Origin of the sequence: Mucilaginibacter inviolabilis (genome assembly GCF_011089895.1) — a bacterium.
Lineage (GTDB): Bacteria > Bacteroidota > Bacteroidia > Sphingobacteriales > Sphingobacteriaceae > Mucilaginibacter > Mucilaginibacter inviolabilis.
Map to the genome: position 1 here is coordinate 123,220 of NZ_JAANAT010000002.1, position 25,427 is coordinate 148,646.

28 protein-coding genes are annotated in these 25,427 nt (G+C 42.7%); 14 read left to right on the forward strand and 14 right to left on the reverse strand.

Annotated elements, in window-relative coordinates; all coding sequences use genetic code 11:
• Positions 1-67 precede the first annotated feature (67 nt).
• The 8 genes from G7092_RS16550 (at position 68) to G7092_RS16585 (ending at position 10,017) form a co-directional block, all read left to right on the forward strand.
• Positions 68-346, forward strand: coding sequence for a DUF3098 domain-containing protein (locus G7092_RS16550; protein ID WP_166091133.1), 279 nt, complete (start codon positions 68-70; stop codon positions 344-346).
• A gap of 27 nt (positions 347-373) precedes the next feature.
• The gene (locus G7092_RS16555; RefSeq protein ID WP_166091134.1) at positions 374-1,171 is read left to right on the forward strand and encodes an undecaprenyl-diphosphate phosphatase; all 798 of its coding nucleotides are present in this window, start codon (positions 374-376) and stop codon (positions 1,169-1,171) included.
• Between the two features lie 413 nt (positions 1,172-1,584).
• Positions 1,585-2,307: a tRNA pseudouridine(55) synthase TruB gene (truB, locus tag G7092_RS16560; RefSeq protein WP_202985341.1), complete on the forward strand. Its 723-nt coding sequence runs from the start codon at positions 1,585-1,587 to the stop codon at positions 2,305-2,307.
• A gap of 203 nt (positions 2,308-2,510) precedes the next feature.
• On the forward strand, positions 2,511-3,440 hold the full coding sequence (locus G7092_RS16565; RefSeq protein WP_166091136.1) for a bifunctional riboflavin kinase/FAD synthetase: 930 nt from the start codon (positions 2,511-2,513) through the stop codon (positions 3,438-3,440).
• A gap of 379 nt (positions 3,441-3,819) precedes the next feature.
• Positions 3,820-7,128 carry a preprotein translocase subunit SecA gene (secA, locus tag G7092_RS16570; protein ID WP_166091138.1) on the forward strand — a complete coding sequence of 1,103 codons (3,309 nt, stop codon included), beginning with the start codon at positions 3,820-3,822 and terminating at the stop codon, positions 7,126-7,128.
• A gap of 169 nt (positions 7,129-7,297) precedes the next feature.
• Positions 7,298-7,759 (forward strand): SPOR domain-containing protein, encoded by a 462-nt coding sequence (locus tag G7092_RS16575; protein ID WP_166091139.1) that lies wholly within the window; start codon positions 7,298-7,300, stop codon positions 7,757-7,759.
• Positions 7,752-8,936 (forward strand): M20 metallopeptidase family protein, encoded by a 1,185-nt coding sequence (locus tag G7092_RS16580; RefSeq protein ID WP_166091141.1) that lies wholly within the window; start codon positions 7,752-7,754, stop codon positions 8,934-8,936. The genes G7092_RS16575 and G7092_RS16580 overlap by 8 nt, the downstream gene beginning before the upstream one ends.
• 154 nt (positions 8,937-9,090) lie before the next feature.
• The gene (locus tag G7092_RS16585) at positions 9,091-10,017 is read left to right on the forward strand and encodes a hypothetical protein (RefSeq protein WP_166091143.1); all 927 of its coding nucleotides are present in this window, start codon (positions 9,091-9,093) and stop codon (positions 10,015-10,017) included.
• A 4-nt stretch (positions 10,018-10,021) separates the two neighbouring features.
• Here the strand turns inward: G7092_RS16585 and G7092_RS16590 are convergent, their stop codons facing one another.
• Entirely contained in the window at positions 10,022-11,032 is a 1,011-nt protein-coding gene (locus G7092_RS16590; protein WP_235953883.1) for an AraC family transcriptional regulator, read from the reverse strand.
• A gap of 140 nt (positions 11,033-11,172) precedes the next feature.
• On the opposite strand from G7092_RS16590, the gene G7092_RS16595 reads away from it, so the two are divergent.
• The 3 genes from G7092_RS16595 (at position 11,173) to G7092_RS16605 (ending at position 12,962) form a co-directional block, all read left to right on the forward strand.
• Positions 11,173-11,697, forward strand: coding sequence for a nuclear transport factor 2 family protein (locus G7092_RS16595; protein WP_235953884.1), 525 nt, complete (start codon positions 11,173-11,175; stop codon positions 11,695-11,697).
• A 134-nt stretch (positions 11,698-11,831) separates the two neighbouring features.
• Complete coding sequence (locus G7092_RS16600) at positions 11,832-12,305, forward strand: response regulator transcription factor (RefSeq protein ID WP_166091144.1); 474 nt, start codon at positions 11,832-11,834, stop codon at positions 12,303-12,305.
• A gap of 117 nt (positions 12,306-12,422) precedes the next feature.
• On the forward strand, positions 12,423-12,962 hold the full coding sequence (locus G7092_RS16605; RefSeq protein ID WP_166091145.1) for a DUF4199 domain-containing protein: 540 nt from the start codon (positions 12,423-12,425) through the stop codon (positions 12,960-12,962).
• Positions 12,963-13,059: 97 nt separating this feature from the next.
• Here G7092_RS16605 and G7092_RS16610 read toward each other — a convergent pair whose 3' ends face one another.
• The 12 genes from G7092_RS16610 to G7092_RS16665 form a co-directional block, all read right to left on the reverse strand.
• Positions 13,060-13,353, reverse strand: coding sequence for a GIY-YIG nuclease family protein (locus tag G7092_RS16610; RefSeq protein WP_166091146.1), 294 nt, complete (start codon positions 13,351-13,353; stop codon positions 13,060-13,062).
• Positions 13,354-13,507: 154 nt separating this feature from the next.
• Positions 13,508-13,816: an isochorismate lyase gene (locus G7092_RS16615; protein WP_166091148.1), complete on the reverse strand. Its 309-nt coding sequence runs from the start codon at positions 13,814-13,816 to the stop codon at positions 13,508-13,510.
• Positions 13,817-13,824: 8 nt separating this feature from the next.
• Positions 13,825-14,193, reverse strand: a complete 369-nt coding sequence (locus G7092_RS16620) for a hypothetical protein (RefSeq protein ID WP_166091149.1) — start codon at positions 14,191-14,193, stop codon at positions 13,825-13,827.
• 8 nt (positions 14,194-14,201) lie between these two features.
• Complete coding sequence (locus tag G7092_RS16625) at positions 14,202-14,690, reverse strand: OsmC family protein (RefSeq protein ID WP_166091150.1); 489 nt, start codon at positions 14,688-14,690, stop codon at positions 14,202-14,204.
• Between the two features lie 324 nt (positions 14,691-15,014).
• The gene (locus G7092_RS16630) at positions 15,015-15,419 is read right to left on the reverse strand and encodes a tautomerase family protein (protein WP_166091151.1); all 405 of its coding nucleotides are present in this window, start codon (positions 15,417-15,419) and stop codon (positions 15,015-15,017) included.
• Positions 15,420-15,500: 81 nt separating this feature from the next.
• A complete protein-coding gene (locus G7092_RS16635) occupies positions 15,501-16,529 on the reverse strand; it encodes a zinc-dependent alcohol dehydrogenase family protein (RefSeq protein WP_166091152.1) in 1,029 nt (342 codons plus the stop codon).
• A gap of 104 nt (positions 16,530-16,633) precedes the next feature.
• A complete protein-coding gene (locus G7092_RS16640; RefSeq protein WP_166091153.1) occupies positions 16,634-17,413 on the reverse strand; it encodes an N-acyl homoserine lactonase family protein in 780 nt (259 codons plus the stop codon).
• A 28-nt stretch (positions 17,414-17,441) separates the two neighbouring features.
• Positions 17,442-18,449: an aldo/keto reductase gene (locus G7092_RS16645; protein ID WP_166091154.1), complete on the reverse strand. Its 1,008-nt coding sequence runs from the start codon at positions 18,447-18,449 to the stop codon at positions 17,442-17,444.
• Positions 18,450-18,615: 166 nt separating this feature from the next.
• On the reverse strand, positions 18,616-19,518 hold the full coding sequence (locus tag G7092_RS16650; protein ID WP_166091155.1) for a helix-turn-helix domain-containing protein: 903 nt from the start codon (positions 19,516-19,518) through the stop codon (positions 18,616-18,618).
• A gap of 76 nt (positions 19,519-19,594) precedes the next feature.
• Entirely contained in the window at positions 19,595-20,041 is a 447-nt protein-coding gene (locus G7092_RS16655) for a nuclear transport factor 2 family protein (RefSeq protein ID WP_166091156.1), read from the reverse strand.
• An 80-nt stretch (positions 20,042-20,121) separates the two neighbouring features.
• A complete protein-coding gene (locus G7092_RS16660) occupies positions 20,122-20,733 on the reverse strand; it encodes a hypothetical protein (protein ID WP_166091157.1) in 612 nt (203 codons plus the stop codon).
• Positions 20,717-21,193, reverse strand: coding sequence for an RNA polymerase sigma factor (locus tag G7092_RS16665; protein ID WP_166091158.1), 477 nt, complete (start codon positions 21,191-21,193; stop codon positions 20,717-20,719). The genes G7092_RS16660 and G7092_RS16665 overlap by 17 nt, the downstream gene beginning before the upstream one ends.
• Before the next feature lie 178 nt (positions 21,194-21,371).
• Between G7092_RS16665 and G7092_RS16670 the strand changes: the two genes are divergently transcribed.
• The 3 genes from G7092_RS16670 to G7092_RS16680 all read left to right on the forward strand — a co-directional run bounded on the left by G7092_RS16670 (position 21,372) and on the right by G7092_RS16680 (position 23,963).
• The gene (locus tag G7092_RS16670) at positions 21,372-22,613 is read left to right on the forward strand and encodes an RNA polymerase sigma factor (RefSeq protein WP_202985342.1); all 1,242 of its coding nucleotides are present in this window, start codon (positions 21,372-21,374) and stop codon (positions 22,611-22,613) included.
• A 125-nt stretch (positions 22,614-22,738) separates the two neighbouring features.
• Entirely contained in the window at positions 22,739-22,981 is a 243-nt protein-coding gene (locus tag G7092_RS16675) for a TfoX/Sxy family protein (RefSeq protein WP_166091160.1), read from the forward strand.
• Positions 22,982-23,261: 280 nt separating this feature from the next.
• Positions 23,262-23,963, forward strand: a complete 702-nt coding sequence (locus tag G7092_RS16680; RefSeq protein ID WP_076375980.1) for an NUDIX hydrolase — start codon at positions 23,262-23,264, stop codon at positions 23,961-23,963.
• A gap of 258 nt (positions 23,964-24,221) precedes the next feature.
• On the opposite strand, the gene G7092_RS16685 is transcribed toward G7092_RS16680, so the two are convergent.
• On the reverse strand, positions 24,222-25,427 hold the full coding sequence (locus G7092_RS16685) for an efflux RND transporter periplasmic adaptor subunit (protein ID WP_166091161.1): 1,206 nt from the start codon (positions 25,425-25,427) through the stop codon (positions 24,222-24,224).

Here is a 25,427-nt window from a genome sequence, read left to right on the forward strand (position 1 = left end):
ATCTTCGGGTTGCGAAAAGACTAATCTACTAATTCAATAAATCACTAATTCAGTCATTAAAAAAGATATGGCACAATCAGCTAAACCAGCTTCAACTGTAAAAACAACGCAGACAGCTAAATCAGCATCAAAAACAACCAGCACCGAACCTGTACAGTTTATATTTGATAAAAGCAATTACAGGCTGCTCATCATCAGCGTTGCTGTAGTAGCTTTTGGTTTTGTATTAATGGCAGGCACCACCGATATTTACAGCACCACTAAAATTGTAATAGCGCCTATTGTTGTATTAGCCGGATTTGCCCTGGGCTTTTTCGCTATATTAAAAAAGCCGGCAACCAACTAATAGCTAATCCAACTCAAACTACCCCTAATGAATATCATCCACGTTATTGTCCTGGCTATTATTGAAGGCCTGACTGAGTTTTTACCGGTATCATCAACCGGACATATGGTTATTGCCTCCTCTTTCATGGGTATTGGTAAAGATGATTTTGTAAAGCTATTTGAAGTGGTGATCCAGCTGGGAGCCATCCTGTCGGTAGTTGTTCTGTACTTCAAAAGATTTTTCCGTTCTATAGGGTTTTATTTCAAATTGGTTGTAGGTGTTATACCTGCGGTTATTGTAGGTGTATTGTTCAAAAAACACATTGATCAATTTTTAGAGAGCCCCCTTATTGTAGCTTTTTCTTTGCTGATAGGCGGTGTGATTCTGTTATTTGTTGATAAGTGGTTCAATAAATCAACGGTTAAAGAAGAAGCGCAGATCAGTTATCCTACGGCTTTAAAAATCGGTATTTTTCAGTGTCTGGCTGTTATTCCGGGTGTGTCCCGTTCTGCTGCAACTATAGTTGGTGGTATGAGCCAGAAACTAACCCGTACTGCAGCGGCTGAGTTTTCCTTCTTTTTAGCTGTACCCACTATGTTGGGCGCAACTTTAAAAGAGGTTTGGGATTTTCATAAAACCCATACGCCGCTTTTTACCGGCGATCAGCTTAAATTTTTGATCATTGGTAATATCATTGCCTTTATTGTAGCTATGCTGGCCATTAAATCGTTCATTACTTTCCTGGAACGTAAAGGTTTCAGATTATTTGGCTGGTACCGTATTGTTGTTGGCGCGGTTATTATCGGTTTAATTTTAAGCGGGCATACTTTGGAGATTCTGTAGAGTTTCAAAACCGGAATTTATAAAATTCAAACTGCTACCGTTTCAAGAAAACTTTTTAAACCTTTATTTTAACACTTTTCTGTCCGAAATGTGGGTGAAATCAGGTGAAAAATGTTCGAAAATTCATTCAAAACCATCTGTTTTAACACTTTTTAACAAATTTCCAACACGATTTTTAGAGTTTAAAAAGATTCATACGATTGATATTCAATTATATGAATGAATTTATGTCAGCTTTTTTGCGCTTTTTGTTTTGTTCATAAACAGAGCTGATTATGATTTTCAAACAAGAAGAATCGGGTGAGTGGTTAGCTTAAAGATACAAAAAATACCACTGATTTGCAATACCCCAGGTTAGCCCCGGGTTTCGATTCCATACTATTTCCCTACCTTTGCCGCTTTAATTGCATTCATTGAAAAAAACATATACTCAAATACAGGAATTTGCCGAAGGACAGCTGCTGTTGGTTAATAAACCCTACAAATGGACAAGCTTTGATGTGGTGGGCAAAATTCGCAATTCATTTAAACCGCTTAAGCTTAAAGTGGGGCATGCAGGCACGCTTGATCCGCTGGCTACCGGCTTGCTGATCATTTGCACCGGCAAAATGACCAAACAGATCGATACTTTCCAGGCCGAAGAAAAGGAATATACCGGAACCATGACACTGGGCGCCACCACACCGTCCTACGATATGGAAACGGAACCTGATAATAAATTTGACATCAGCCAACTTACCGAAGAGCAGCTGCGTAATAACTGCAGGCAGTTTACCGGCGATATACAACAGTATCCGCCGGCACATTCGGCCATAAAAATTGACGGCGAGCGTCTGTACGAAAAAGCCCGCAGGGGCGAAGATGTAGAACTGCGCCTCCGTAATGTAACCATCACCGAGTTTGAACTAACGCGCATCGAATTGCCCGAAGTCGATTTCAGGGTGGTGTGCAGCAAAGGTACCTATATCCGCTCGTTGGTAAATGATTTTGGGGCAGCGCTTAATAATGGGGCTTATCTTTCTAAGCTCAGGCGTACACGCAGCGGCAATTTTCAGGTAGCAGATGCCTGGGAGGTAATGGAACTGGTAACTATGATCAGGGAGCTAAAGACTGGGGACGGAGCGCCGGAGATATAATCGCCCTGTCATTTCGACCGGAGGGAGAAATCTTTTGCGATGGACAAGTCTCACGTAAAAGATTTCTCCTCGTGCCTCGTTCGAAATGACAAGCGGGTATTGTAGGATATAAAACAAATCAAACAATTACATCCCAAAGTCAAAATAACTGACTTTTATAGTAGTAACGGTCAAAAAATTAACTTTGTGTTTTTACGCATATCATGAAGGTTTACAATCATATTGACGAATTTACAGCGGTAAAAAACGCGGTGGTTACCATTGGTACCTTTGATGGGGTACACATCGGTCACCGTAAAATTATATCAGGGATAAAGGAAATAGCAGATAGCATTGACGGCGAAACGGTGATTTTAACCTTCTTTCCGCATCCGCGTATGATACTGCAGCCGGAGGATGAAAGCCTGAAACTGATCACCACTATTGCCGAAAAAGCAGAGTTGATGGAAGAGTTGGGTGTCGACCATCTGATCATCACCCCATTTTCAAGAGATTTTTCGAACCAGACGGCCGAGAGTTATATCCGTGATGTACTGGTGAATAAAATAGGTACCAAAAAAATTGTGATCGGTTATGATCACCGTTTTGGGAAAGATCGCCAGGGCGGCCTGGAAGATCTGCAAAGGCTTGGTCCGGTTTACGGATTTGATGTAATTGAAATCCCCGAGCAGGACATCAACGAGGTAGCCATAAGCTCCACCCGAATCCGTAACGCGTTATTAAATGGCGAAATAGAACTGGCTAATTCCTTTTTGGGTTATCCTTTCTTTATCACTGGTACCGTAATCCGCGGCGACCAGATTGGCAGGCAATTGGGTTATCCAACGGCCAATATCGTGGTTGAAGAAAAATATAAGCTTATCCCTGCCGATGGGATTTTTGCCGTAACGGTAACTGTAGCGGGGAATCAGTACAAAGGCATGGCCTATATAGGCAGCCGGCCAACGGTAAACGGTCTCACCCGTAACATTGAGGTGAATATTTTTGATTTCGATCAGGATATCTATAACCAGGCTATCAGGATGGAATTCCTGCATTATGTACGCGGCGACATTAAATTCGCTTCGTTGGATGAACTTAAGGTACAGTTGGCCAAAGATAAGGAAGACGTGTTGGCGTTGTTGGTTCATTAGTTCATGGGGGCAGTAGTTCATTGGTCTTAGCAATGGTTGAACAGGGGAGAGCTGTTTTTGAAAATTCAAAGTAAATTTTGGCTAAAGCCTCATTTTTTGTTATTCACCCGTCCCATAAATGGGGCGGCAATGAATTAGATTCTTTATTACGATCCATTTTTTTTCATTCATAGCCGTTTGGCTTTAGCCAACGGTTAAATTGCCATGTTCCAAAGGCTTCAGCCAAAATTTATAAAAGGGCCATTTTAAGCAGATTTCCTCCACAAATGAACTAATGACCCCATGAACTAATGAACATTTTTGTAACTTTACCTGTCAATATGACTCAGTAAGTTGCCTTGGCGCAATTGTTGAGTTTGTTGGTTCATATCAAAATAATATGTTAGATTTTATCAGTAAGCTTTTTGGAAGCAAATCAGAACGGGATGTAAAAGCAATACAGCCTATAGTTGAAAAAATTAAGGCTGAATTTGCAAAACTCTCAAACATCAGCAATGATGAGCTTAGAGCTAAAACCATAGATTTTAAAGAAACCATAGCCCAGGGCCTTTCTGGTATTGATAGCGAAATACAAGCTATTAAAGATCGCACTGAGAATGAGCTGGATATGGACGTAAGCGAAAAGGTTGAACTTTATACCCAGTTGGATAAACTGGAAAAAGACCGCAACAAAGAGCTGGAAGATATATTGTTAAATATACTGCCCGAAGCGTTCGCGGTTGTTAAAGAAACTGCCCGCCGCTTTGCCGGTAATAAAACTATTGAAGTGACTGCCACCCAGTTTGACCGGGAATTGGCTGCACACAAAAACAACGTGATCATCAAAGGTGATCAGGCTATACACCACAATACCTGGCTTGCTGCCGGTAACGAGGTTACCTGGGATATGGTACACTATGATGTACAGCTGATTGGTGGTATTGTACTGCACCAGGGTAAAATATCAGAAATGGCCACTGGTGAAGGTAAAACGCTGGTAGCCACGCTGCCTGCATATCTTAACGCACTGGCCGGTCAGGGTGTACACATCGTAACGGTGAATGATTACCTGGCCCGTCGTGATAGTGAGTGGATGGGGCCTTTGTATGAGTTCCACGGCTTATCTGTTGATTGTATTGATAAACACGAGCCAAATTCTGAAGAGCGCCGCAATGCTTACCTGGCCGATATTACTTTTGGTACCAACAACGAGTTTGGTTTCGACTACCTGCGTGACAATATGACACGTAGCCCGGAAGAATTGGTGCAACGCAAGTTACATTATGCCATGGTGGATGAGGTTGACTCCGTTTTAATTGACGATGCCCGTACACCTTTAATTATATCTGGTCCGATACCTCGCGGTGATGAGCATGAGTTTTATGAACTGAAACCACGCATTGAGCGTTTGGTTAACGCGCAGAAAGCCTACATCAACGGTGTACTGAACGAAGCTAAAAAAGCTATTAATGACGGTAATACCGAAGTTGACGGCGGTGGTTTGGCTTTATTACGCGCTTACCGTGGTTTGCCAAAGAGCAAGGCTTTAATTAAGTTTTTGAGCGAAGGCGGTAACCGGACAATTTTGCAGAAGGTGGAAAACCACTACATGCAGGATCAGGGTAAAGATATGCCAAAGGTTGACGCGGAGCTTTACTTCGTGATCGACGAAAAAAATAACCAGGTGGAACTGGCCGAAAAAGGTATCGAACTGATCACCTCATCGGGTGAAGATCCTCACTTTTTTGTGATGCCTGACGTAGGTACCGAAATTGCGGAGATTGAAAAATCAAGCCTGAGCGCCGAAGAAAAAATTGCCCGTAAGGATGAATTGATGCGCGATTTCTCTATCAAGTCTGAACGTATCCACTCGGTAAACCAATTGCTGAAAGCTTATACCCTGTTTGAAAAAGATACAGAGTATATCCTGGACGAAGGCAAGGTGAAAATTGTGGATGAGCAAACCGGTCGTGTGTTAGACGGTCGCCGTTACTCAGATGGATTACACCAGGCTATCGAGGCAAAAGAAAATGTTAAGGTAGAGGACGCTACACAAACCTTCGCTACCATCACGCTGCAAAACTACTTCCGTATGTACCACAAGCTTTGCGGTATGACAGGTACTGCCGTTACCGAAGCAGGTGAGTTCTGGGAAATATACAAACTGGACGTGGTAGAGATACCAACCAATACCCCGGCTAGCCGTGCAGACAGGCAAGATCTGGTTTATCGTACCGTTCGTGAAAAATACAATGCCGTTGCCGATGAGATCGTAAAACTAACAGAGGCCGGCAGACCGGTACTGGTAGGTACAACATCGGTTGAAATTTCGGAATTACTGAGCCGTATGCTGAAATTGCGCGGCATCAAACATAACGTACTGAATGCCAAAATGCACCAGAAAGAGGCCGATATTGTGGCTGAAGCCGGTAAAACAGGCACCGTGACCATTGCTACCAACATGGCGGGTCGTGGTACGGATATTAAGTTGGGTGCGGGTGTTAAAGACGCGGGTGGTTTGGCCATTGTAGGTACCGAACGCCATGAGTCGCGCCGGGTTGACAGGCAGTTACGCGGTCGTTCCGGTCGTCAGGGTGATCCGGGTTCGTCACAGTTCTTTGTATCATTAGAGGATAATCTGATGCGTTTATTCGGTTCAGAGCGTATCTCCAACCTGATGGTACGTATGGGTATTGAAGAGGGCGAAGTGATTCAGCACTCCATGATCTCCAAATCAATCGAGCGTGCACAGAAAAAGGTAGAAGAAAATAACTTTGGTATCCGTAAACGTTTGCTGGAATATGACGACGTGATGAACTCACAGCGTACGGTGATCTATACCAAACGTAAAAACGCCCTGTTTGGCGAACGCCTGGATGTTGATTTGAGCAATACCATATTTGATGTGGTAGAAGATATTGTGACCGAATACAAAGAAGCGAACAATTACGAAGGCTTTACGCTGGAAGTGATCCGTTTATTCTCGGTTGATATTGAATTGAGCATCGACGAGTTTGCATCGAAAAATATAACAGCCCTTACCGACAGGACTTTCCAAACGGTAATGGACTTTTACAAACGCAAACAAGAAGCCGTTGCACAACAGGCTTACCCGGTATTGAAAGATGTATTTGATACCCGCGGTCAGTATGTAGAGAATATTGTGGTTCCGTTTAGCGATGGTATCCATGGTATACAGGTTTCTGTACCATTGAAAAAAGCGGTGGAAAACCACGGGGTAGAGGTATTTAAATCGTTTGAAAAGAACGTGACCCTGTACCTGATTGATGATGCCTGGAAAGAGCATTTGCGCGAGATGGATGAGTTAAAACAATCGGTACAGAATGCGGTTTATGAGCAAAAGGATCCGCTGTTGGTTTACAAGTTTGAAGCTTTTGAACTGTTCAGAGGGATGCTGGCCAATGTAAATAAAGAGATCGTAAGCTTCCTGTTCAGAGGTGGTATCCCGGTTCAGCAGCAAGCTGATGAAGTACGTGAAGCCAAACCAGAGCCAAAATTGGATCTGCGTAAAATGAAGACTACCAAAGCCGAGATGGTAAGCGAAAGCAATGGCATCCCGATGGATGATTTCCGCGAGCAGCAGAAAGCAAGTCCGGTTAGGGTTGAAAACAAGATAGGTCGTAACGATCCTTGTCCATGCGGAAGCGGCAAAAAATATAAAAACTGCCACGGCGTAGGGCAGAATTAAGAAGCCCCTCTAAATCTCCCCTAAAGGGGAGACTTAAAAAACAAAAAAGAAGAGGTGTCATCCTGAACTTGTTTCAGGATCTCTCAGGACAGGTCGACCAGCATGCGATACCTGGATGTGAGATGCCGAAACAAGTTCGGCATGACGCTGTTTTATTTGATAAAAGAAAATGAAAAAAGCAGTATTTGATCATCAGGCTACACCAGCGATTATCAGATACTGCCTTTTTTTTGTGCTGGTCATAGCATCAACCCATACCTTTGCGCAGCAAGCGCGTGGTAAGGTTGAGGTAGTCAGAGACCCCCTGGTGGATACGCTGATTGCTAAACGTTATGAAATGAGCAGCGCTGCCGGGGTATCATCGCCGATAGCATCATATGGTTACCGGGTGCAGATCTTCAGCGGCTCCAACCGTAAGGATGCCTACAGTGCCCAGGCAAGGTTGCAAAGCCAGTATCCTGAGCTGCGTACCTATATCATTTATAACGAACCCAACTTTAAGGTGCGTGCCGGCGATTTCAGAACCCGCTTGGAAGCGCAAAAACTCATGCAGGACCTGCGGGCTTCCTTCTCGAGCCTGTTCATCATCTCAGAAAAAATAAATCTACCCAAAACGGATACCAATGATTAAAGAACAAATACAGGAACTATCCCACAAAATATTTAATGATGTAGTGGCCAATCGCCGCCATTTGCATACCAATCCCGAGCTGTCATTTCACGAACAAAAAACATCGGCTTTTATAGCCGGCAAATTAGACGAGCTGGGTTTAACCTACGAAAAAATGGCTGATACGGGCCTGGTTGCTTTAATCAAAGGAGAGCTGCCATCTGATAAAGTAGTGGCCCTGCGTGCCGATATGGACGCGCTGCCAATTACCGAAGCTAATGATGTGCCCTACAAATCACAAAATGTAGGTGTAATGCATGCCTGCGGTCATGATGCGCATACTTCATCGTTATTGGGTACAGCCCGTATTTTGAACGAACTGAAAAGTCAGTTTGCCGGTACTGTGAAACTGATATTTCAACCTGCCGAGGAGAAGCTGCCCGGCGGTGCCAGCATCATGATTAAAGAAGGGGTATTGGAAAATCCTAAACCACAGGCCGTATTGGGGCAGCATGTAATGCCATTGATTGATGCCGGTAAGGTAGGTTTCCGCGCGGGTAAGTACATGGCCTCGACCGATGAGATCTATGTTACTGTAAAAGGTAAAGGTGGCCATGGGGCGCAACCACAACAAAACATCGACCCGGTAATTATTACCGCTCATATATTAACCGCATTGCAGCAGGTGGTAAGCCGCTTTGCCGATCCAAAAAGTCCGTCGGTATTGTCATTTGGTAAGGTGATTGCCAATGGGGCCACCAATGTGATCCCCAATGAGGTTTACCTGGAAGGCACCTTCCGCACCATGGATGAGCAATGGCGCGACGAAGCCCACAAACGTATGAAAAAAATGGCCGAAGGTATTGCCGAAAGCATGGGCGGCAGCTGCGATTTTAACATTATGCGTGGTTATCCCTTCCTGATTAACGAAGAAGTGCTGACGGCCGCAACCCGTGGCCATGCCGAGGATTACCTGGGTAAAGAAAACGTGCTCGACCTGGACATCTGGATGGCAGCCGAAGACTTTGCTTATTACTCGCAGGTAGCTGATAGCTGTTTTTACCGCCTGGGCACCCGTAACGAAAGTCGTGGTATCACCTCATCGGTACATACACCAACTTTTGATGTGGAAGAAGACGCGTTTAAGATCAGCACTGGTCTGATGGCTTACCTGGCTATTAAACAGTTGGGAAACTAAGCGAAAATAACATCAATAAAAGTCATGTCATTGCGAGGAGGAACGACGAAGCAATCGCGAACTGTACAGGGTTAACTTGCATAGTTCGCGATTGCCACGCTCCGCTCGCAATGACATGGTGTAACAATTATGGCCAAATAACATCAATACCTTGATGAAAAAAACAATAATAGCACTGGTATTAATCATTGCCTCAAGTTCTTCTTTCGCGCAGCAGATCAAGCGTTTTAACCCGGATACGATACGTACCATTGTAATCGACTCGTTGGTTGATATCAAATCGCACAAGTTAAACGCGCAGGATTTTATTGATGCCGTGCTGGCCGATACCAGCTTTTACAAGGCTTTTCAAAACATGAAACGCTATGGTTTTACCGCCGAGAACCGCATTTTTACCTACGACAAAAAGAATAAGGTTGACGGTAAGATCTATCGCAAGATCATCCACAGCAACGCCGCCGGCAAACACCACATGGAGTATGTTGCCAAAACAGATAGTGGTAACATGTTTAAAAAGAACGGTAAATACCAGCTATACACCGTAGAGATGTTCGACTATATTTTCATGAACGCCTATAATTCTGATTTTACCAAGGGTGATGCTTTGCCGGGATCAGGAGGGAAAAATGAATCGTATAAAGATAAGTTGAAGACGCTTATTTTTACCCCGGGACGCAGGGTAAAAGGTATCCCTTTTATCAGCAGTAAAACCGAAATATTTGCGGGCGATATGCGTGGGTATTACTACTATGAATTCGCACGAGGTAAGTATCTGGATACCATCCCGGTTTACCGTTTTAGGGTGCGGTGCAAACCCAGTACGTCAGATGGTGACACTATGATCAAGGAGATGACCACCATATTTGATGAGCGTACCTTTCAGATCCTGGGCCGTTACATCGACATGAAGTTCAGCAACATGTTTGTTGATTTTAACGTGCAGATGAACATCGAGCTCAATAACTTTGGAGGGGAATTACTTCCTACCAAAATAACCTATCAGGGCAACTGGAATATCCCATTCCACAAAGAAGAACGCGCCAGCTTTTTAATTGTACATAAGGATTACAAAAAGGAATAAACCGTTAATTATAATTCTTTTGGTAAATGGCGGGGGTAATGCCGGTCCATCGTTTAAAGGTGCGGGTAAAAGCGCTTAGCTCGTTATAGCCCAGCATGTAGGATATTTCCTTAACCGGGTAGGAGCCTGCTTTTAGATAATTAATGGCCAGTGATTTGCGTACTTCATCGGCTACTTGTTGAAAGTTGATACCTTCTTCCTTAAGCTTACGCTGCAAAGTTCGCGCACTGATGTTAAAGTTGGCGGCGATATCCTCTAACGATACAATACCCAGGTAAGAGTTGGCCAGCAAATAATTATGGATACGGTTTTTGAGCGTTTGTTTTTCGGTCAGCACATCTTTCAAAGGACTTACCTTTTGCAGCAGGATCTGTTGTAATTCATAATTGGCAGTAATAATTTGCTCGTTCCAGTATTTCTTATCAAAGGTGATGGTGTTGGTAGCGGCATTCATGACGGGTTTACAGCGCATCACGCGTTCGTATTCTGCCAGATTATCAATCGGCCTGATGTAACTTACAGCCCGCGGACTTATCTTTTTCATCATCAGCCCATCCAGTTCGTGTACTACAAAAACCATAAGCAGGTCAAGCGTTTGCACCGATGTGACAGAACTTTGCCAGTCAGGTGTTGTGGGAATAAACTCTACCGAAAAGGAATCATCATTTTGCCTTACTTCTAAAGTGAAAGCCGTGGTGATTAAATGGGTTAATGAGGCGGCAATGGTTAAGGCGTTGCCAACGGTTTCGCTGCTTTTAATGATCTCGCCAACAATGCCTAAAGCCGACAGCTGCAACGACTCCCCAAAGTGCAGACCAAACAGGGCATCCTTACTTAAATGAATAGCGTTGAGCCACAAATCACTTACTTGCTTGGAAGTAAGCGGTTGTTTGCCAGTTTGCAGCTCAGACATGGTAATGTTTGATAAACGGCACAACATCTCTGGTGACAGGTCACGCTGTACAGCATAGGCTAGTAGACTTATAGTTAATTTTTTAAGTTGATCTTCCATCATTTTTTGATTACAGTACTAATGTAGCTGTAGCAAATGGCTTTGCCAAAAATTGGCGTAATGTGGTAAATGGATGTCGTGTAATGGTAAGTGATGAGTGGGGTTTCTGGGCGACCTTTGGTTTATCAAAAAGAAAGGAAAACATGATGCCGCTATTCAAAACAAAGCATTTATCTATCAAACTCACCGGTGTGCTATGCCTGCTAGCCACCACAGGATACAGCCAGGCACAATTAACCCACTCTATTTATCAATCAACAACAAATAACATGAAAAACCAAGCACAACAAGTAGTAACCGAATTTTTAAACGCTGTACAAGTGGCAGATATTGAACAATTAAACACCCTGTTACATCCCGATGTGGAATGGAGCCAACCCGGTAATAGCCGCATTTCAGGCATCAAACATTCCAGTAACGAAGTGTTTCAGATGGTAGGCAAGATGTTTGAACTATCGGCCAATACCTTAAAGCTTACCGATATCAAATCTATCTGTGTTAGTGGCAACAAAGTGGCCTGTTTGCTGCACTGGAACGCTGCTCAGCCTGCCGGTGGCATTTTAGATGTAGATAACATTGATGTATATACAGTTGAGAACGGCAAGATCACCAAAGTAGAAGTATTTACTGCCGACGAATCCAAAGAAGAAATGTTCTGGGGCGATTGAATCCCTTATACGATTAAGTTACAAAAAGAGACGCATCATATGCGTCTTTTTTTGTTTTATACCAATAATGGGATGTTTAATTTCTGTTTAAAATACCTTATTTTTAAGATGAAAATCAGCAAACCGGCATTGTCATGACCTTCAAGTTATTTATCAAAAACAAAAGTATTATACTATATGGTGTAGCGTTGGCTGTGTTGTTGTTTTTATTAAAATGGCTCGAGTTTCATTTTATTATTATCAATAACGCTTATGAAGTTTATGCTGGTGCGATAGCAGTAGTTTTCACTTTGCTCGGTATCTGGCTTGCCCTAAAACTGACGAAGCCCAGGGTTGAAACAGTGGTAGTTGAAAAACCGGTTTATATTAGCCATGTGTCTGATTTTTTACCTAATCAGGAGGAATTGGAGCGTCTTAATATTAGCCGTCGTGAATTGGAGGTATTAGAGTTGATGGCCGAAGGGCTAAGTAACCAGGAAATATCTGCGCGTTTGTTCGTATCGCTAAACACTATTAAAACGCATTCATCAAACCTGTTTGATAAAATGGATGTAAAACGTCGCACGCAGGCTATTGAAATGGCTAAAAGATTGTGCATTATACCCTAACGCTCTCATACTTTGGTGTGAAATAATACCACATTTTTCAAAATCACCCGAAAGTATGACCGGAATGAGCTCGTGATAGGCCAAATTTGGTCTCGTTAAACCATTAAAATAAACATCATGAAAAAAAATGTACTTGTTTTTGGAGCAATCGCGGGAATCATCACAGCAGGGTGGATGATGGTTGCTGTTGTTGGGCACTACAACAATCCAAACTTTGAAGGCAGCATGTGGATGGGCTACGCGTCCATGATCGTGGCCTTTTCCTTTATTTTTGTCGCGGTAAAAAATTTCAGGGATAAATATAATAGTGGCACTATTTCCTTTGGGAAGGCTTTTAAAATGGGGCTTTATATTGTGCTGATAGGCTCAACCATATATGTACTCACATGGCTGGTAGCGTATTATTGTTTTATGCCCGATTTTATGGATAAATATGTAGCCCACGCTATCAGCAAAGCAAAAGCCGGCGGAGCCAGTCAGGCCGAGATTGCCCGGCAAAAAGAACAAATGGCAGGCTATGTTAATATGTATAAAAATCCGTTGGGGGTAATTTTTCTTACTTATATGGAAATTTTACCTGTAGGTTTGGTTATAGCGTTAATAGCCGCGCTGATATTAAAACGCAAGCCTGATGCTGTACAGGCAGTATCTGCTTGATAAAAATAGAAAAAAGGATGTCATGCTGAGCCTCGTCGAAGCATGGTGGGTAGGCCTCTGCGCGCGACCCTTCGACAAGCTCAGGGTGACAGGCCGCCTATTTGTTTTTAAAAGTTTTCGCTAATTCAGGTAATAGATCCCAATTACCGTTTATAATAGCCTCTTTCTTTTCCCGCCGCCAACCTTTTACTTGTTTTTCAAAAGCGATGGCCTGATTGACATCATTAAACACTTCATTAAAAACAAGTATTACAGGTAGACGCTTATAGGTATAGCACTTTGTATTTTCGCCTGATTGGTGTTCTATTAATCTTCTTTCGATGTTGTTAGTTATTCCAGTATAATAAGTGCCATCACTACAGCGCAGTATGTAAACATGATAATGATTCATTAATTTAAAGATAACTAATCATCGTTGTAAAAATAAAAAGGATGTCATGCTGAGCCCCGTCGAAGCATGGTGGGCAGGCCTCTGCGCGCGACCCTTCGACAAGCTCAGGGTGACAGGCCATTTTTATATACTATCTCTACAAAAAGCCGGATCTTTAATGATTAGCCTTCCAGGTTTTCAATTCCTCGGCAATAAAATGGTTTACCAGGTCGGCGTACATTTTTTCTATGGCATCGGGGCAAAGACCTTCGGCTTGCGCCCATGATCTTCTTTCGGCAAGCATGGCTTTAAAACGCTCGGGAGAGGCCACATCGGTAGGGTTTCTTTTAAATTTGGCCGCTGCCTGTACATATTTAAACCGCCGGCCTATCAATGCAATCACCAGCCTGTCTATAGCGTCAATTTCCCGGCGTATATCGGTCATGTCCCGGCATTCTTCAGGCTGATTGCTGATGGTAGTCATATTATTATTTATAATGGTTTAGCTTCGTTATAATAAAACTTCTCTTTTTTTATCAGGCCATTTTCCCATTGTTGTACCGAAATTTCGGTCCTGTACATCAGTTTTTGATCTGCCAGGCTGGTAATAGTCATCTCGTACTCGCTAAAAACTACCTGATTTACTTCGTCAATAGCCTGTTTGGTTATCACCAAAGCCAAACCAAATTTTCCCAGGAGAAATTTTTCGCGGGTTATGCAGTTTTGTTTGCCAATGGTTGGAGTGGCTTCATTTTCCTGAAGTTCTACCTCCTCGCTATAAAATAATTCCATTGCCTGTACCGTCTTGTCGTTGGTAATAAGCTGGTTAAAAGCTTCAACTTTATCTTTTAGTGTGCTCATAATGATATTTATACAGCCAGGTCTTCTTCGGTAACAACCTGGTAACGTGGTTCATGCAGAATAGGGAAATTGCAGGAGTTGGCAATAAAACACATCTTATTAGCTTCCTTGTGCATTTCATCGGCCTTTTCAATCATCGTTCTATCCGCAACGGTAATCAACGGCCTTAATAAGATTACGGTAAAGCAGCCACTCCCGTTCTTGTTTTCGAGCATTACACCTTCGGCGTTGTCTTCATAGGCGGTTACTACAACCCCAACTGTGGTGCACAAATGCAGATACCACAACATATGGCAAGAAGAGACAGCTGCTACCAGCAAGTCTTCCGGGCTGTGTTTTGATCTGTCGCCACGGAAGTTAGGATCAGATGAACCTAAGATGCATTGTTTGCCATCAATGTTAATCTCGTGACATCGTTCATAAGCCCGGTAATCTTTGGTTCCGTCGCCCGTATTGCCGGTCCAGGTAACGTTTGTTTGATAATGATGATTTTTCATAGACGTAATAATAAAGTAGAGTCAGCAGGTCTCAAACCCGTTTCCTGCTATCGTTTTAATAAAATGATGCCCGCAGCCGGTATGTAAAAGTCATAAACAGAAGTGGTTATAACTTCCGCAATTCCCTTCGCTAATATAGCAGGTAGCTATTCCTGGTAAAATTTGCGAATTAATCGTCATGACCTTAAATCTTTTACGCTGGTTAATTAAAAAATGCTACAACCAATAAGCCATCTGTTCTTTACGAAACTACAGGTATTCAATCGTAACAAATTGTACAAAAACGACATTTAAGCAAAGACAAATTGTTATATGCCCGCTCTTTTACTCTGCAGTTTTAATATGGCTCAGGTTTTGAATTTTACCTTCGCCGAACGACCAGTTTTCCTTACCACCATTTTCTGTCAAAATAATGATCACATCATTAATCAGTACCGGGGTTTCGGCTGCTATTTTACCGGCTATAGCGGCATATAGTTTCTCTTTTTGCTGATACGTGCGGCCCGAGCCTGCTGTTATCTGCACATATACCATATTGCCGCTGTGTACTATACCCAGGTAATTTTGGGGGTAGTATAATTGCGAAGCCTCCAGTTCTTCCACAACATGAAAGTAATCATCAAGAGGTACATTAAATTCGGTCATCAAAGATTCATGTACAGCCCTGGATATTTTTTCTTTGGCATCAGCTGCCAATGTTTTCAATAAGCTTATTCGTACAAAAGGCATAAACTAAATTATGGATAAATATTATACTAACTTGTTTTGGATAAGTTTTTTAGCATTTTGTTACTTCTTAATGACAAAAACTTACTGATTTAGCACGATTATTACCTTGCCCAATTGTTCGCCTGCTACTACGTAACGATAGGCTTCTTTTACCTGTTTAAACGTATAAATTTTATCAATAACCGGTTTGATATTAAACGTTTCAATAGCACGGTTCATGGCTTCAAAACTTAGGCGGCTGCCTACGAAGATTGGCCGTATGCTAATCATTTTAACAAACAACGGAGCCAGAACGCTTTTTAAAAGTGCGGTTGAATTATTAACAACCCCGGCGCTGCTTACCAGTGTAACTTCGGCTCCGAAAGCTGCCGATTTTATAGACTGCTCAAAGGTGTCAATTCCGCCGGTTTCTATCACGCGGCTCACGCCATTTCCTCCTGTTAATTCTTTTACTTGTTGGTGCCAGTCGGTATGGGTAGTATAATTGATCACCTCATCGGCTCCCAGGTTACGCAAAGCTTTAAATTTCGAATCTTTTGACGTGAGGGCAATAACACGGGCTCCCAGCATTTTTGCAAACTGTATGGTAAATACCGCCACGCCGCCGCTGCCAATAGTGAGGACCGTGTCCCCGGCTAAAACCGGGCGTGGCCCTGTTAATGCCGACCATGCAGTTAAAGCAGCGCAGGGCAGTGTAGCCGCCTCTTCCCAGCTCAGGTTGGCGGGAATTCTCACCAGCCATTCTTCGTTCATTAATACGTATTCGGAAAGCATGCCATCCAGCGTACAACCTAATTGATCTATAACATCCATATCCATTTGTCCATCGCGCCAGTTGGCAAAGTAATTACCCGCAACGCGGTCGCCTATTTTAAAGCGGGTAACATAGGTGCCGGTTGATACTACTTCGCCAACGCCATCGCTTAAAGGTATAATGCCTTGCTTGGGAGGTAGCGGATAAACCTGGTTAAGAATATAAATATCCCGGCGGGCAATGGATACGGCTTTTACTTTTATTAAGACCTGCTTAGGACCGGGTGTTGGTACCGGGCGTTCGGTTAAGGTAATACCGTCGATAGATCCAAAATTTTCAATGATATACGCGTTCATGATGTGTTTTATTTGATGATGTAAACATACCCCGGTAAACACATCAAACAATAATCATTTCACGACAGCCATTTACCACTTCATGACAAACATCCTCAGTCCGATCAATAAAATTCAGGGTATACTTTAATTGCTTTGGCTTGCTTTTCATCATGCCCAAAAATGGGGAAGGCATTATACTCCGTAGCGATAGCCTGCAGCTTTTTTAATGAAGCGGCTGCCAATTCCGGATTGGCAGAAGCGTATGGTACATTGTTTCGGAAAATACCCTCTGTTAGCGCGGCATCAATACACAGTAATACATAACCAGAGCTTGCCGTGTTAATCAGTATAGATTGATGACCGGGGGAGTGCCCCGGTGTTGATATCAGCCGGATGTTGTTACACAGCTGGTAATCGCCATCAATTACCTGGTAGTTCATATCTTGAATGCGGCATGCCGGCGGAGAATAATTTTCATCATCTAAAATAGTCAGCTCGTTTTTTTGTACCAGAACGGGCGTCTGGGTTTCCAGAAAGTAGGGGTTGCCTCCGGAGTGGTCACTGTGAAAATGTGTGGCTATTACCAGTTTAATGTCTTCGGGCTGGAGTCTGGCACGTTGAAGCAAATTAGGAAGGCGATGTTCCTCCTCCATGTACATGTATAAAGCTCCATCAAGGGCTGTATCCTTGTAAAAATCGGGATTGTTCAGGAAAACTTCGGCAAAACCGGTATCTATTAGGATAGGTCCGTCGCTGGTATCCAATAAATAAACACAAAGGGGGCTATAAACCAATTGGGGGTTATCGGCCCCCAAATTGGTATTAAAGAAAAACTCCTTAAGCATCCCATGCCCCGCCGGGATGATGTATAACTTATTTACAATAAGATTTTTGTTGAGCATAGGGTTAAATTTAATAAGATGTTTTTCTTTACAGATTGGTCATTTTTAAAGATGCCTCGTTATAACGGCCGCCGGTATCAGGATATTTTAAGAGTAAAGCTTCTATTTCCTGCAAATCAGCAGCAGATAGTTTTACATCGGCTGCGCCAGCATTATCCTGCAGGTATTTGCGTTTTTTGGTGCCGGGGATAGGGATAATATCATCGCCCTGGGCCAACACCCAGGCTAAAGCCAACTGTGCCGGAGTGGCATTTTTTTGTTGAGCGATACCGGCAAAAGCATGAGCCAGCTTTTGGTTATTATCCCAGTTGTCATCACTAAAACGGGGCAGTATCCGGCGGAAGTCATCAGCTGCCAACTCGTCTTTACTTACTGTGTTGGTTACCAAACCCCGGGCCAGCGGACTGTAAGGCACCAGTGAAATCTTCAGTTCGCGCAGGGTAGCTAATATGTCTCCTTCTACATCGCGGCTCAGTAAAGAGTATTCACTTTGCAGCGCTGCTATCGGGTGAACAGCATGTGCCTTGCGGATGCTGGCTGCAGATGCTTCTGATAAACCGAGGTAACGTACTTTGCCTTCTTTAACCAATTCGGCCATAGCGCCAACCATTTCCTCAACAGGCACATTTGGGTCGATGCGGTGTGCGTAATATAAGTCGATGGTGTCGATGCCTAGGCGTTTTAAACTGGCTTCCACCGCAGTTTTGATATAGGCTGGCGATCCATCGAAATAAATATTGGAGTTTCCGCTACCGGTATAAGGAGCATCGGGATTATGGTACCTGAAACCAAATTTGGTAGCGATGAATACTTTATCGCGATTGCTTTTAAGCACTTTTGATATCAGCTCTTCGTTTTTACCGGCGGCATACATATCGGCGGTATCCCAAAAATTGATGCCCAGGTCGAGCGCCAGGTTAAGTGTAGCTATTGATTCTTCATTATCAACAGGGCCATAGGCAAAGCTCATGCCCATGCAACCCAGGCCAATGGCCGATAGTTTTTCGTTGGTATTTCCTAAATTCCTGTATTCCATAGTATTTTGTTTTGATAGTACAAATATATAGGGCTCAAGAACCGCACCGTTTACACTTATCAAACCAAAAGCTATAGAATTCAAACAATTGGCCTCCGGTAAAAGGGTGACATCTTTTTTCCTGAACCTCTTCTTTGGAGAAAGAATGGTGAGGCCTTTCAGTTAACTAAATCCTGTAGGCTTTTGGATTAAGGGCGGTTTGTTTTTTAAAGAAATTATTAAAGTAAGCCGGGTACTCAAAGCCTAGGCTATACGCAATATCGGCTACGTTCCAATCGGTATACCGGAGCAGGGCTTTGGCTTCTTTAGCCACACGTTCGGCAATGTGCATACTGGTGGTTTTGCCGGTGATCTCTTTCACCGCCCGGTTCAGGTGATTTACATGTACTGATAAACGATTGGCATAATCGGCAGCGGTACGCAGTTTCAATGCGTAATTGGGCGAATCAATTGGGAACTGGCGCTCCAGCAACTCCATAAATAAACTAGCTATGCGCGATGACGCGTTGCTGTGTTTAAAAAAGTTATCGGCCGGTTTTAGTTTAAGAGCCTCGTGAACAATAAGGTTTACATAATTGCGCAGCAGATCGTACTTGTATATGTAATCGGTGTCAATTTCATTCAGCATCTTGCAAAATATATCACTGATTACTTTAACCTGTTCGTCATTAACAAAATAAACCGGGCTGCCACCTACCTTAAATAATGGCGAATCGATAAAGCTTTCGCTGCGGTTGTTACTGCTGATAAAATCCTCGGTAAAAAGACAAAAATAGCCGGTTTGCTCTACCGGTGCAGCTTCCCAGGAGTAAGGTATGGTTGGGTTTGAAAATACCAGGGCACATTTATCAAACGAGATTCCTTTATCGGCATAATACAAAGTACCACCACCGATGCACAACGATATTTTGTAAAAATCGCGACGGTGGTAACTGGTAAGGTTATGACAGATCTCACCGCGTGGATATACATTAAAGTGCCCTGCGCCACGTTGATTATCGCCCAGGGGCGTCATCTTCATAGCGGGGTGACCTTGGTAAAATTCTTCGATTGTTTCGGTTGGATGCATAATCAAAGTTATGAAATTCAAATAACCGGGAAGATGACCGCAATGAATATGCGATCATCACCATAAATGTTTTACATTAAGATTGCAGCTTGGCTAACCGCTCTTTGGCCCGTTGAGGCAGGCCTGTATTACCGCTTTGCTTATCGTAGTTCAACTGAAGATGAGTTACCAGCCAAACGCCGTTTTGCTTTTCCAGCTTGGTGTGGTAGGTTCCGGAAACTGTCCATACATCATCGTCCAAAAAATGATCAGCTTTGCCCACATAATCCGCATCGGCCTGATTGCCGTGCAGTTTTACTCTGAACTCAGAGATCTGGTGATGGGTAGAGTCAAAGCCAGGCATAAAATGCGACCAGAGATCTGTAATTTCCTGAGGTGTTTGTACAAAAGGTTCACCGCCCACCATCGAAGTATAGTCGTACAAAACAGTTTCGGCCATTACGCTGTGCACTGACTCCCAGTCGCGGTTATCAACGCTTTTAAATAAATGTGTAATTGCTTGTATTATTTTATTGCCTTCCATACCCCTTTAGATGTTAAAATACTGAATTTGTTTCAAATTTAAGCCTAATTAATTAATAATTTATCAATAAAAGCAGCAAGTCATTCCAGATGTTTGGTTTGAGTTAGCTGATCGTTAATAGTTTGTAGTTTTTCGATAATAGCCGTCCACTCGGCGCGTTGTTTTCTGACTCTCTGTGGAACTAGATAAAAATACACGAAAGCCATATATGCGAATAAACAAATATACGCAACACTTCCCCAAATTACACCCATTTTTATGGTGTATTCAATCATAAATAAAGCCACACCAACAGACAGGGTTATCAGGTACAACTTTACAACTTTGGTTTCAACAAGCTCCTGTTTCTTTTTGATGGTCAACAGCTCTTTTAAATAGGAAAAACTATCAACCTCAGAATGACCTTTAAATAAATCTACTAATAAACCATTAGAAACCAATAGATAAGCCACAAAGCCCATAATCGTGAGCAAGCCACCTATGCGTGTAGTAATCTTTGTTGAATAATAACCCCCGAAAAGGAAAACTATATAATAAATGGTTACGGCAACCAGTAAGCCATTTGTTAGTAACAATTTATTCCTTGTCTTTTTTTTCAGCTGACGGGATTTTTTAATAACCTCCTTGATATCGGGTTTGGCCAAAACATCCTGTTGCTGCCAAAGCGCTTTAAAATCAATATTGGTGCTCATACTTTTTAAATTTTTGTGAGAGCCTTTCTTTTATGCGGTAGACTTTTACCCTAATGTTGGTTTCGGACAGCCCCACAATGTTGGCTATTTCGGCTTGTTTAACGTCCTCCAGTTCCAACGAAATAATAATACGGTCAATTTCGGGTAGCTCGGCAATACATTTGTAGAGCAGCTGCACCTGAGTATCGGTATCCGGCGGCTGTTTGTCTTCTATCTGAACCGGCATTTCGGCTTTGGGCATTTTACTTTGTTTTTCCAGTTGTCTTAAACAATGGTTGGAGGCTATGCGGTATATCCAGGTGCCGATGGCCGACTCGTTGCGAAACTGAGATAGCTTTTGCCATACCGTAATAAAAGTTTCCTGTGTAACATCCTGCGCCCAGTCATGATCATTCATATACCCCATGCACAGACGGAATATTTTACTATAATAGGTATCGTATATTTCTTCGAATGACATATTTTATGAAATCCCAAACTCTCCGGTGAAACTTTATGTACTGTTAGATACCTGGTTTATGAAAATGCTACACTTTTATAAAAGTATTAAGGATAGATTGTAAAGTTTGTGCCATGCTTTGAAAAGTTTAAACGGGGGTACAGGAAATACGTTTATATTCGGGTTATGATAAACCAATATGGCTGCTGAGATCAATAAACAGGAGTTATTACCCCATTTGTTCCGTACAGAGTATCGCAAAATAACGGCCGTGCTTTATAAGCATTTTGGCTTTGAACACCCGGAAATTGCCGAAGATATTGCCAGCGACACTTTTTTAACGGCAACCGAAGTTTGGGGGTTAAAAGGTTTACCCGATAACCCGGTAGCCTGGTTATATACTGTGGCCCGCAACAAGGCAAAAGATTATTTACGACGCAACAAGTTATTTGCAGAAAAAATAACCGGCAACCTGCAGGCAGCTTATGAAGGAGCCGAAGAAATAGTGATAGACCTATCCGATGAGCACATCAGGGATAGCCAGTTGCAGCTGATGTTTGCTATTTGCCAGCCTATATTACCTCCCGAGGCCCAGATTGGCCTAGCCCTCCGGATCCTTTGTGGCTTTGGTATCAATGAAATAGCAGATGCTTTTTTATCCAACAAAGAAAGTATTAATAAAAGGCTGTTCAGGGCCAAAGAAAAGCTACGCGAGCAAAATGTAAAGATCGAGTTTCCGCCGCCGTCCCAGATCGGTACCAGGATACAGGCAGTTTTAACTACATTGTACCTGCTCTTTAATGAAGGCTATTACTCCAGCAGTAAAGATACCACACTACGTAAAGATCTTTGCCTGGAAGCTCTGCGTTTGGCAGTTTTATTAACAGAGGACAAAAACACCAACTTATCCGATACTAATGCGCTTATTGCGCTCATGTGTTTTCACGCTTCGCGTTTTGAAGCCCGAACCGATGAACATGGTGAAATGATACGCTATGATGAACAGGATACCAATTTATGGAATGCCGAATTGATAGCCAAAGGGAACGATTACCTGAACAGGGCATCGCAGGGCCTTCAATTGGGCAAATATCATCTGGAAGCAGGCATCGCTTACTGGCATACCATTAATGCTGATACTAATCAGAAATGGGAAAATATTTTACAGCTATATAATGGTTTGCTGCAGGTTGCCTACTCGCCCATTGTTGCGCTTAACCGCACTTATGCGCTTTATAAGGCGAGGGGAAAACAGGAGGCTATAACCGAGGCCGAAAAGCTGCAGCTGGATGATAATCATTTATACCATGTTTTACTGGGACATTTGTACACAGGAGTTGACCAGCAGACGGCTGCAAAACATTTGCAGACTGCACTGAAACAGGCAAAAACAACAACCGAAAAGAACCGCATACGAAAAGACCTGGAAAAATTAGAGTAGTTTTTAAAAAGAATCAAGATATTAGAGTCAAGAATCAAGAGCTGATTGAAATACCAGCGGTGATGTGATAATTGACCCTTGGTTTTAATCTTGATTCCTGACTCTTACTATCTTGACTCTCCATTATGGCATATGACGAATTATTAGCTAACCGGGTACGGGAGGCCCTTAGCGAACAAGAGCTGGTAGATGAAGTAAAGATGTTTCAGGGTTTGTGCTTTATGGTTAATGATAAAATGTGCATTTGCATACGCAACCAGGATATGCTATGCCGTATAGGCACCGAACAGGTTGCCCTTGCACTGGAAAACGATAACTGCCGTCAGATGGTTCATGGGAGCCGGGTGATGAAAGATTTTGTTTTGTAGAGGCAGAAAACCTGCGCTCATCAAAAGATTTTGACCATTGGATAAGTCTTTGCCTGCAGTTTAACAAGATCGCGAAGCCATCCAAAAAGAAGAAAAAAGGTTAAAATATTCTTTCATAACTGTTTTTTTAACAATTATATAGTATTGCTAAATTTTTTTTTCTACTTTACTTCATCGATCGGCATCTACCTTTTTAGATTTTTTTTGGAATTTCTTTTATTTATGCTTATATCGAATGTAATTCTATATTTGTTTTTTATTGTAATTCGGAATATATAAGATGCTAAAATACTCTAAACAGACCAGGTTATTGCTGGCTGTTGACTGCATTATTTTTGGATTTGACGGAGAGGTTTTAAAACTATTACTGATCAAAAGAGGATTTCAGCCCGAGAAGGGAAACTGGAGCCTGATGGGTGGTTTTGTGCAGGGTAATGAAAGCATCGACCAGGCAGCAAACCGTATCCTTAAACAATTAACAGGGCTGGAAGGGGTGTACCTGGAACAGTTATATACCTTTGGCGAACCAAACCGGGATCCGATGGAACGTACCGTTTCCGTGGCTTATTTCGCACTTATCGACATTCAAAAGTATCAAACCCAGATCAGTTCTGATTATCATGCCGAGTGGTTCCAGCTAAAACGGACGCCCAAACTCATATTTGATCAGCAGGAAATGTTGGAGCAGGCCAAAAAACGCATCCGTTATAAAGCGGCCATGCACCCGATATTGTTTGAACTTTTGCCTACCAAATTTACCATCCCACAGCTGCAAACGCTGTACGAATGTGTTTTTAATACCACTATTGATAAACGTAATTTCAGCAAAAGAGTGCTGGCAACCGGCTTGCTCATTAAGCTGGCCGATAAAGATAAAGCAGGTTCAAAAAGAGGGGCCTATTATTACCAGCTCAACATGCAGAATTACTACGCCAAATTCCAGGCCTTTATGAACTTTATCCCTAATCCGGACACTGTTTAACTAATATGTATACTTCTTAAAGTTTTTTAATTAGTTTGTGGTTTTTGAGGTCAAAAAATAAAAGTGATTTTAACAATCATTATTTATAAGCGTTAATTAAAAATCAGACCGGTTTAACTCTAAACCAATATCATTTCGAACGAGGTACGAGGAGAAATCTTCTGCACCTCGCATCATGATTAACTAAGTATAAAAGATTTTTCCTCGTACCTCGTTCGAAATGACATACTTTTTTGTTGAGTAGTTTAAACCAGATAATTAATCATCATCCGAACCACCCTCGGCTTTTGATTCCAGGTAAAATGCTCCTTTTAACGCGGCTTTGGCATTGGCCGGTAAACTATTCATGGGTTTAATTTCTATATAGCCTAATTCCATTACACCGGTTGTAACCTCTGCCTTTTTAAAGCTATAGCTTGTTTTTCCTGATTGGGCTTCTTCACCGGTCACGATATAGATATATTGTCTGCCGCCGGAACGAACTACCGCCTCAACCGGAACAGCCGGTACCGGGTGGCTGCCTATACTAATGAGAGCGGTGACATACATCCCCGGGATCAGGTTTTTATGCTGCCGGTTATCAATCTCGGCATGGACGATAACACCCTTGCTTTCGTTTTCAAAAGATTTATTGATGCCATTGATTTTACCGGTGATCATCATGTCGCCCTGGTTAGTGAGTTGAAAATTTACTTTTTGACCTAGCTTTACCTGCATCAAATCTTTTTCAAATACGGTAAGATCGCAATGGATCTTGGAGTTGTCCACAACCTCCATGATGGATGTACCCGGTTGTACAAAGGCTCCTGTATTGGCTGATATTTTTCCTACAGTTCCTGTAATGGGTGAAACTACGGGGAAACCGGAAACAATATTGCCGCTATTGATATGGCCAGGGTTGATGCTTAATTGCCTGAGCTGACTTTCAAAGGCTTTGATGCGTGAAAGCTCTGCATTATAAGTAGCCTGTGCCGATTGAAATGATTTGCCTGTTCCGGCACCGGCATCCTGCAGCTGGCGCTGACGGTTAAACTCCGCCTGTATATAGGTAAAATTGCTTTTTGCAGCCAGGTAATCCTGTTGTATTTTGATCAAATCCTGGTTGCTGATGGTTGCTAAGACCTGTCCCCGGTTAACCTGTTGCCCTTCGAGTACACTGATACGACTGATCACGCCACCCGAAAGGATGCTTACATCTGCCCGGTTTTGTGGCGGAACGGCCAGTTGCCCGTTGGCCTTAATCACCGCATCGAGGTTCTTTTGGGTGATGGGTCCTATTTCAATCCCCACGTTTTTCATTTGTGCTTCTGTAAGCGTAATGTTATCTGATTTCGCTGTTTTTACATTAGCTGTCTGTGGACTATCATTTTCTTTTTTTGCCGAACTGCCCGAACAGGCAGCTAACATGCCGGTGCTCATGATGATGAGTACCGGTATATAATATTTATATTTTTTAATCTGCAT

What these genes read in the sequence shown, in the direction of transcription:
- G7092_RS16580 (WP_166091141.1), top strand. Translation starts at nt 7,752, where the DNA reads ATGATTAAAGAACAAATACAGGAACTATCCCACAAAATATTTAATGAT.
- G7092_RS16685 (WP_166091161.1), bottom strand. Translation starts at nt 25,427, where the DNA reads ATGCAGATTAAAAAATATAAATATTATATACCGGTACTCATCATCATG.
- G7092_RS16675 (WP_166091160.1), top strand. Translation starts at nt 22,739, where the DNA reads ATGGCATATGACGAATTATTAGCTAACCGGGTACGGGAGGCCCTTAGC.
- G7092_RS16670 (WP_202985342.1), top strand. Translation starts at nt 21,372, where the DNA reads ATGGCTGCTGAGATCAATAAACAGGAGTTATTACCCCATTTGTTCCGT.
- G7092_RS16665 (WP_166091158.1), bottom strand. Translation starts at nt 21,193, where the DNA reads ATGTCATTCGAAGAAATATACGATACCTATTATAGTAAAATATTCCGT.
- G7092_RS16655 (WP_166091156.1), bottom strand. Translation starts at nt 20,041, where the DNA reads ATGGAAGGCAATAAAATAATACAAGCAATTACACATTTATTTAAAAGC.
- G7092_RS16565 (WP_166091136.1), top strand. Translation starts at nt 2,511, where the DNA reads ATGAAGGTTTACAATCATATTGACGAATTTACAGCGGTAAAAAACGCG.
- G7092_RS16645 (WP_166091154.1), bottom strand. Translation starts at nt 18,449, where the DNA reads ATGGAATACAGGAATTTAGGAAATACCAACGAAAAACTATCGGCCATT.
- G7092_RS16620 (WP_166091149.1), bottom strand. Translation starts at nt 14,193, where the DNA reads ATGAGCACACTAAAAGATAAAGTTGAAGCTTTTAACCAGCTTATTACC.
- G7092_RS16610 (WP_166091146.1), bottom strand. Translation starts at nt 13,353, where the DNA reads ATGAATCATTATCATGTTTACATACTGCGCTGTAGTGATGGCACTTAT.
- G7092_RS16650 (WP_166091155.1), bottom strand. Translation starts at nt 19,518, where the DNA reads ATGCATCCAACCGAAACAATCGAAGAATTTTACCAAGGTCACCCCGCT.
- G7092_RS16600 (WP_166091144.1), top strand. Translation starts at nt 11,832, where the DNA reads ATGACCTTCAAGTTATTTATCAAAAACAAAAGTATTATACTATATGGT.
- G7092_RS16630 (WP_166091151.1), bottom strand. Translation starts at nt 15,419, where the DNA reads ATGCCTTTTGTACGAATAAGCTTATTGAAAACATTGGCAGCTGATGCC.
- G7092_RS16625 (WP_166091150.1), bottom strand. Translation starts at nt 14,690, where the DNA reads ATGAAAAATCATCATTATCAAACAAACGTTACCTGGACCGGCAATACG.
- G7092_RS16615 (WP_166091148.1), bottom strand. Translation starts at nt 13,816, where the DNA reads ATGACTACCATCAGCAATCAGCCTGAAGAATGCCGGGACATGACCGAT.
- G7092_RS16555 (WP_166091134.1), top strand. Translation starts at nt 374, where the DNA reads ATGAATATCATCCACGTTATTGTCCTGGCTATTATTGAAGGCCTGACT.
- G7092_RS16590 (WP_235953883.1), bottom strand. Translation starts at nt 11,032, where the DNA reads ATGATGGAAGATCAACTTAAAAAATTAACTATAAGTCTACTAGCCTAT.
- G7092_RS16640 (WP_166091153.1), bottom strand. Translation starts at nt 17,413, where the DNA reads ATGCTCAACAAAAATCTTATTGTAAATAAGTTATACATCATCCCGGCG.
- G7092_RS16635 (WP_166091152.1), bottom strand. Translation starts at nt 16,529, where the DNA reads ATGAACGCGTATATCATTGAAAATTTTGGATCTATCGACGGTATTACC.
- secA (WP_166091138.1), top strand. Translation starts at nt 3,820, where the DNA reads ATGTTAGATTTTATCAGTAAGCTTTTTGGAAGCAAATCAGAACGGGAT.
- G7092_RS16595 (WP_235953884.1), top strand. Translation starts at nt 11,173, where the DNA reads ATGATGCCGCTATTCAAAACAAAGCATTTATCTATCAAACTCACCGGT.
- G7092_RS16605 (WP_166091145.1), top strand. Translation starts at nt 12,423, where the DNA reads ATGAAAAAAAATGTACTTGTTTTTGGAGCAATCGCGGGAATCATCACA.
- G7092_RS16660 (WP_166091157.1), bottom strand. Translation starts at nt 20,733, where the DNA reads ATGAGCACCAATATTGATTTTAAAGCGCTTTGGCAGCAACAGGATGTT.
- G7092_RS16575 (WP_166091139.1), top strand. Translation starts at nt 7,298, where the DNA reads ATGAAAAAAGCAGTATTTGATCATCAGGCTACACCAGCGATTATCAGA.
- G7092_RS16550 (WP_166091133.1), top strand. Translation starts at nt 68, where the DNA reads ATGGCACAATCAGCTAAACCAGCTTCAACTGTAAAAACAACGCAGACA.
- G7092_RS16680 (WP_076375980.1), top strand. Translation starts at nt 23,262, where the DNA reads ATGCTAAAATACTCTAAACAGACCAGGTTATTGCTGGCTGTTGACTGC.
- G7092_RS16585 (WP_166091143.1), top strand. Translation starts at nt 9,091, where the DNA reads ATGAAAAAAACAATAATAGCACTGGTATTAATCATTGCCTCAAGTTCT.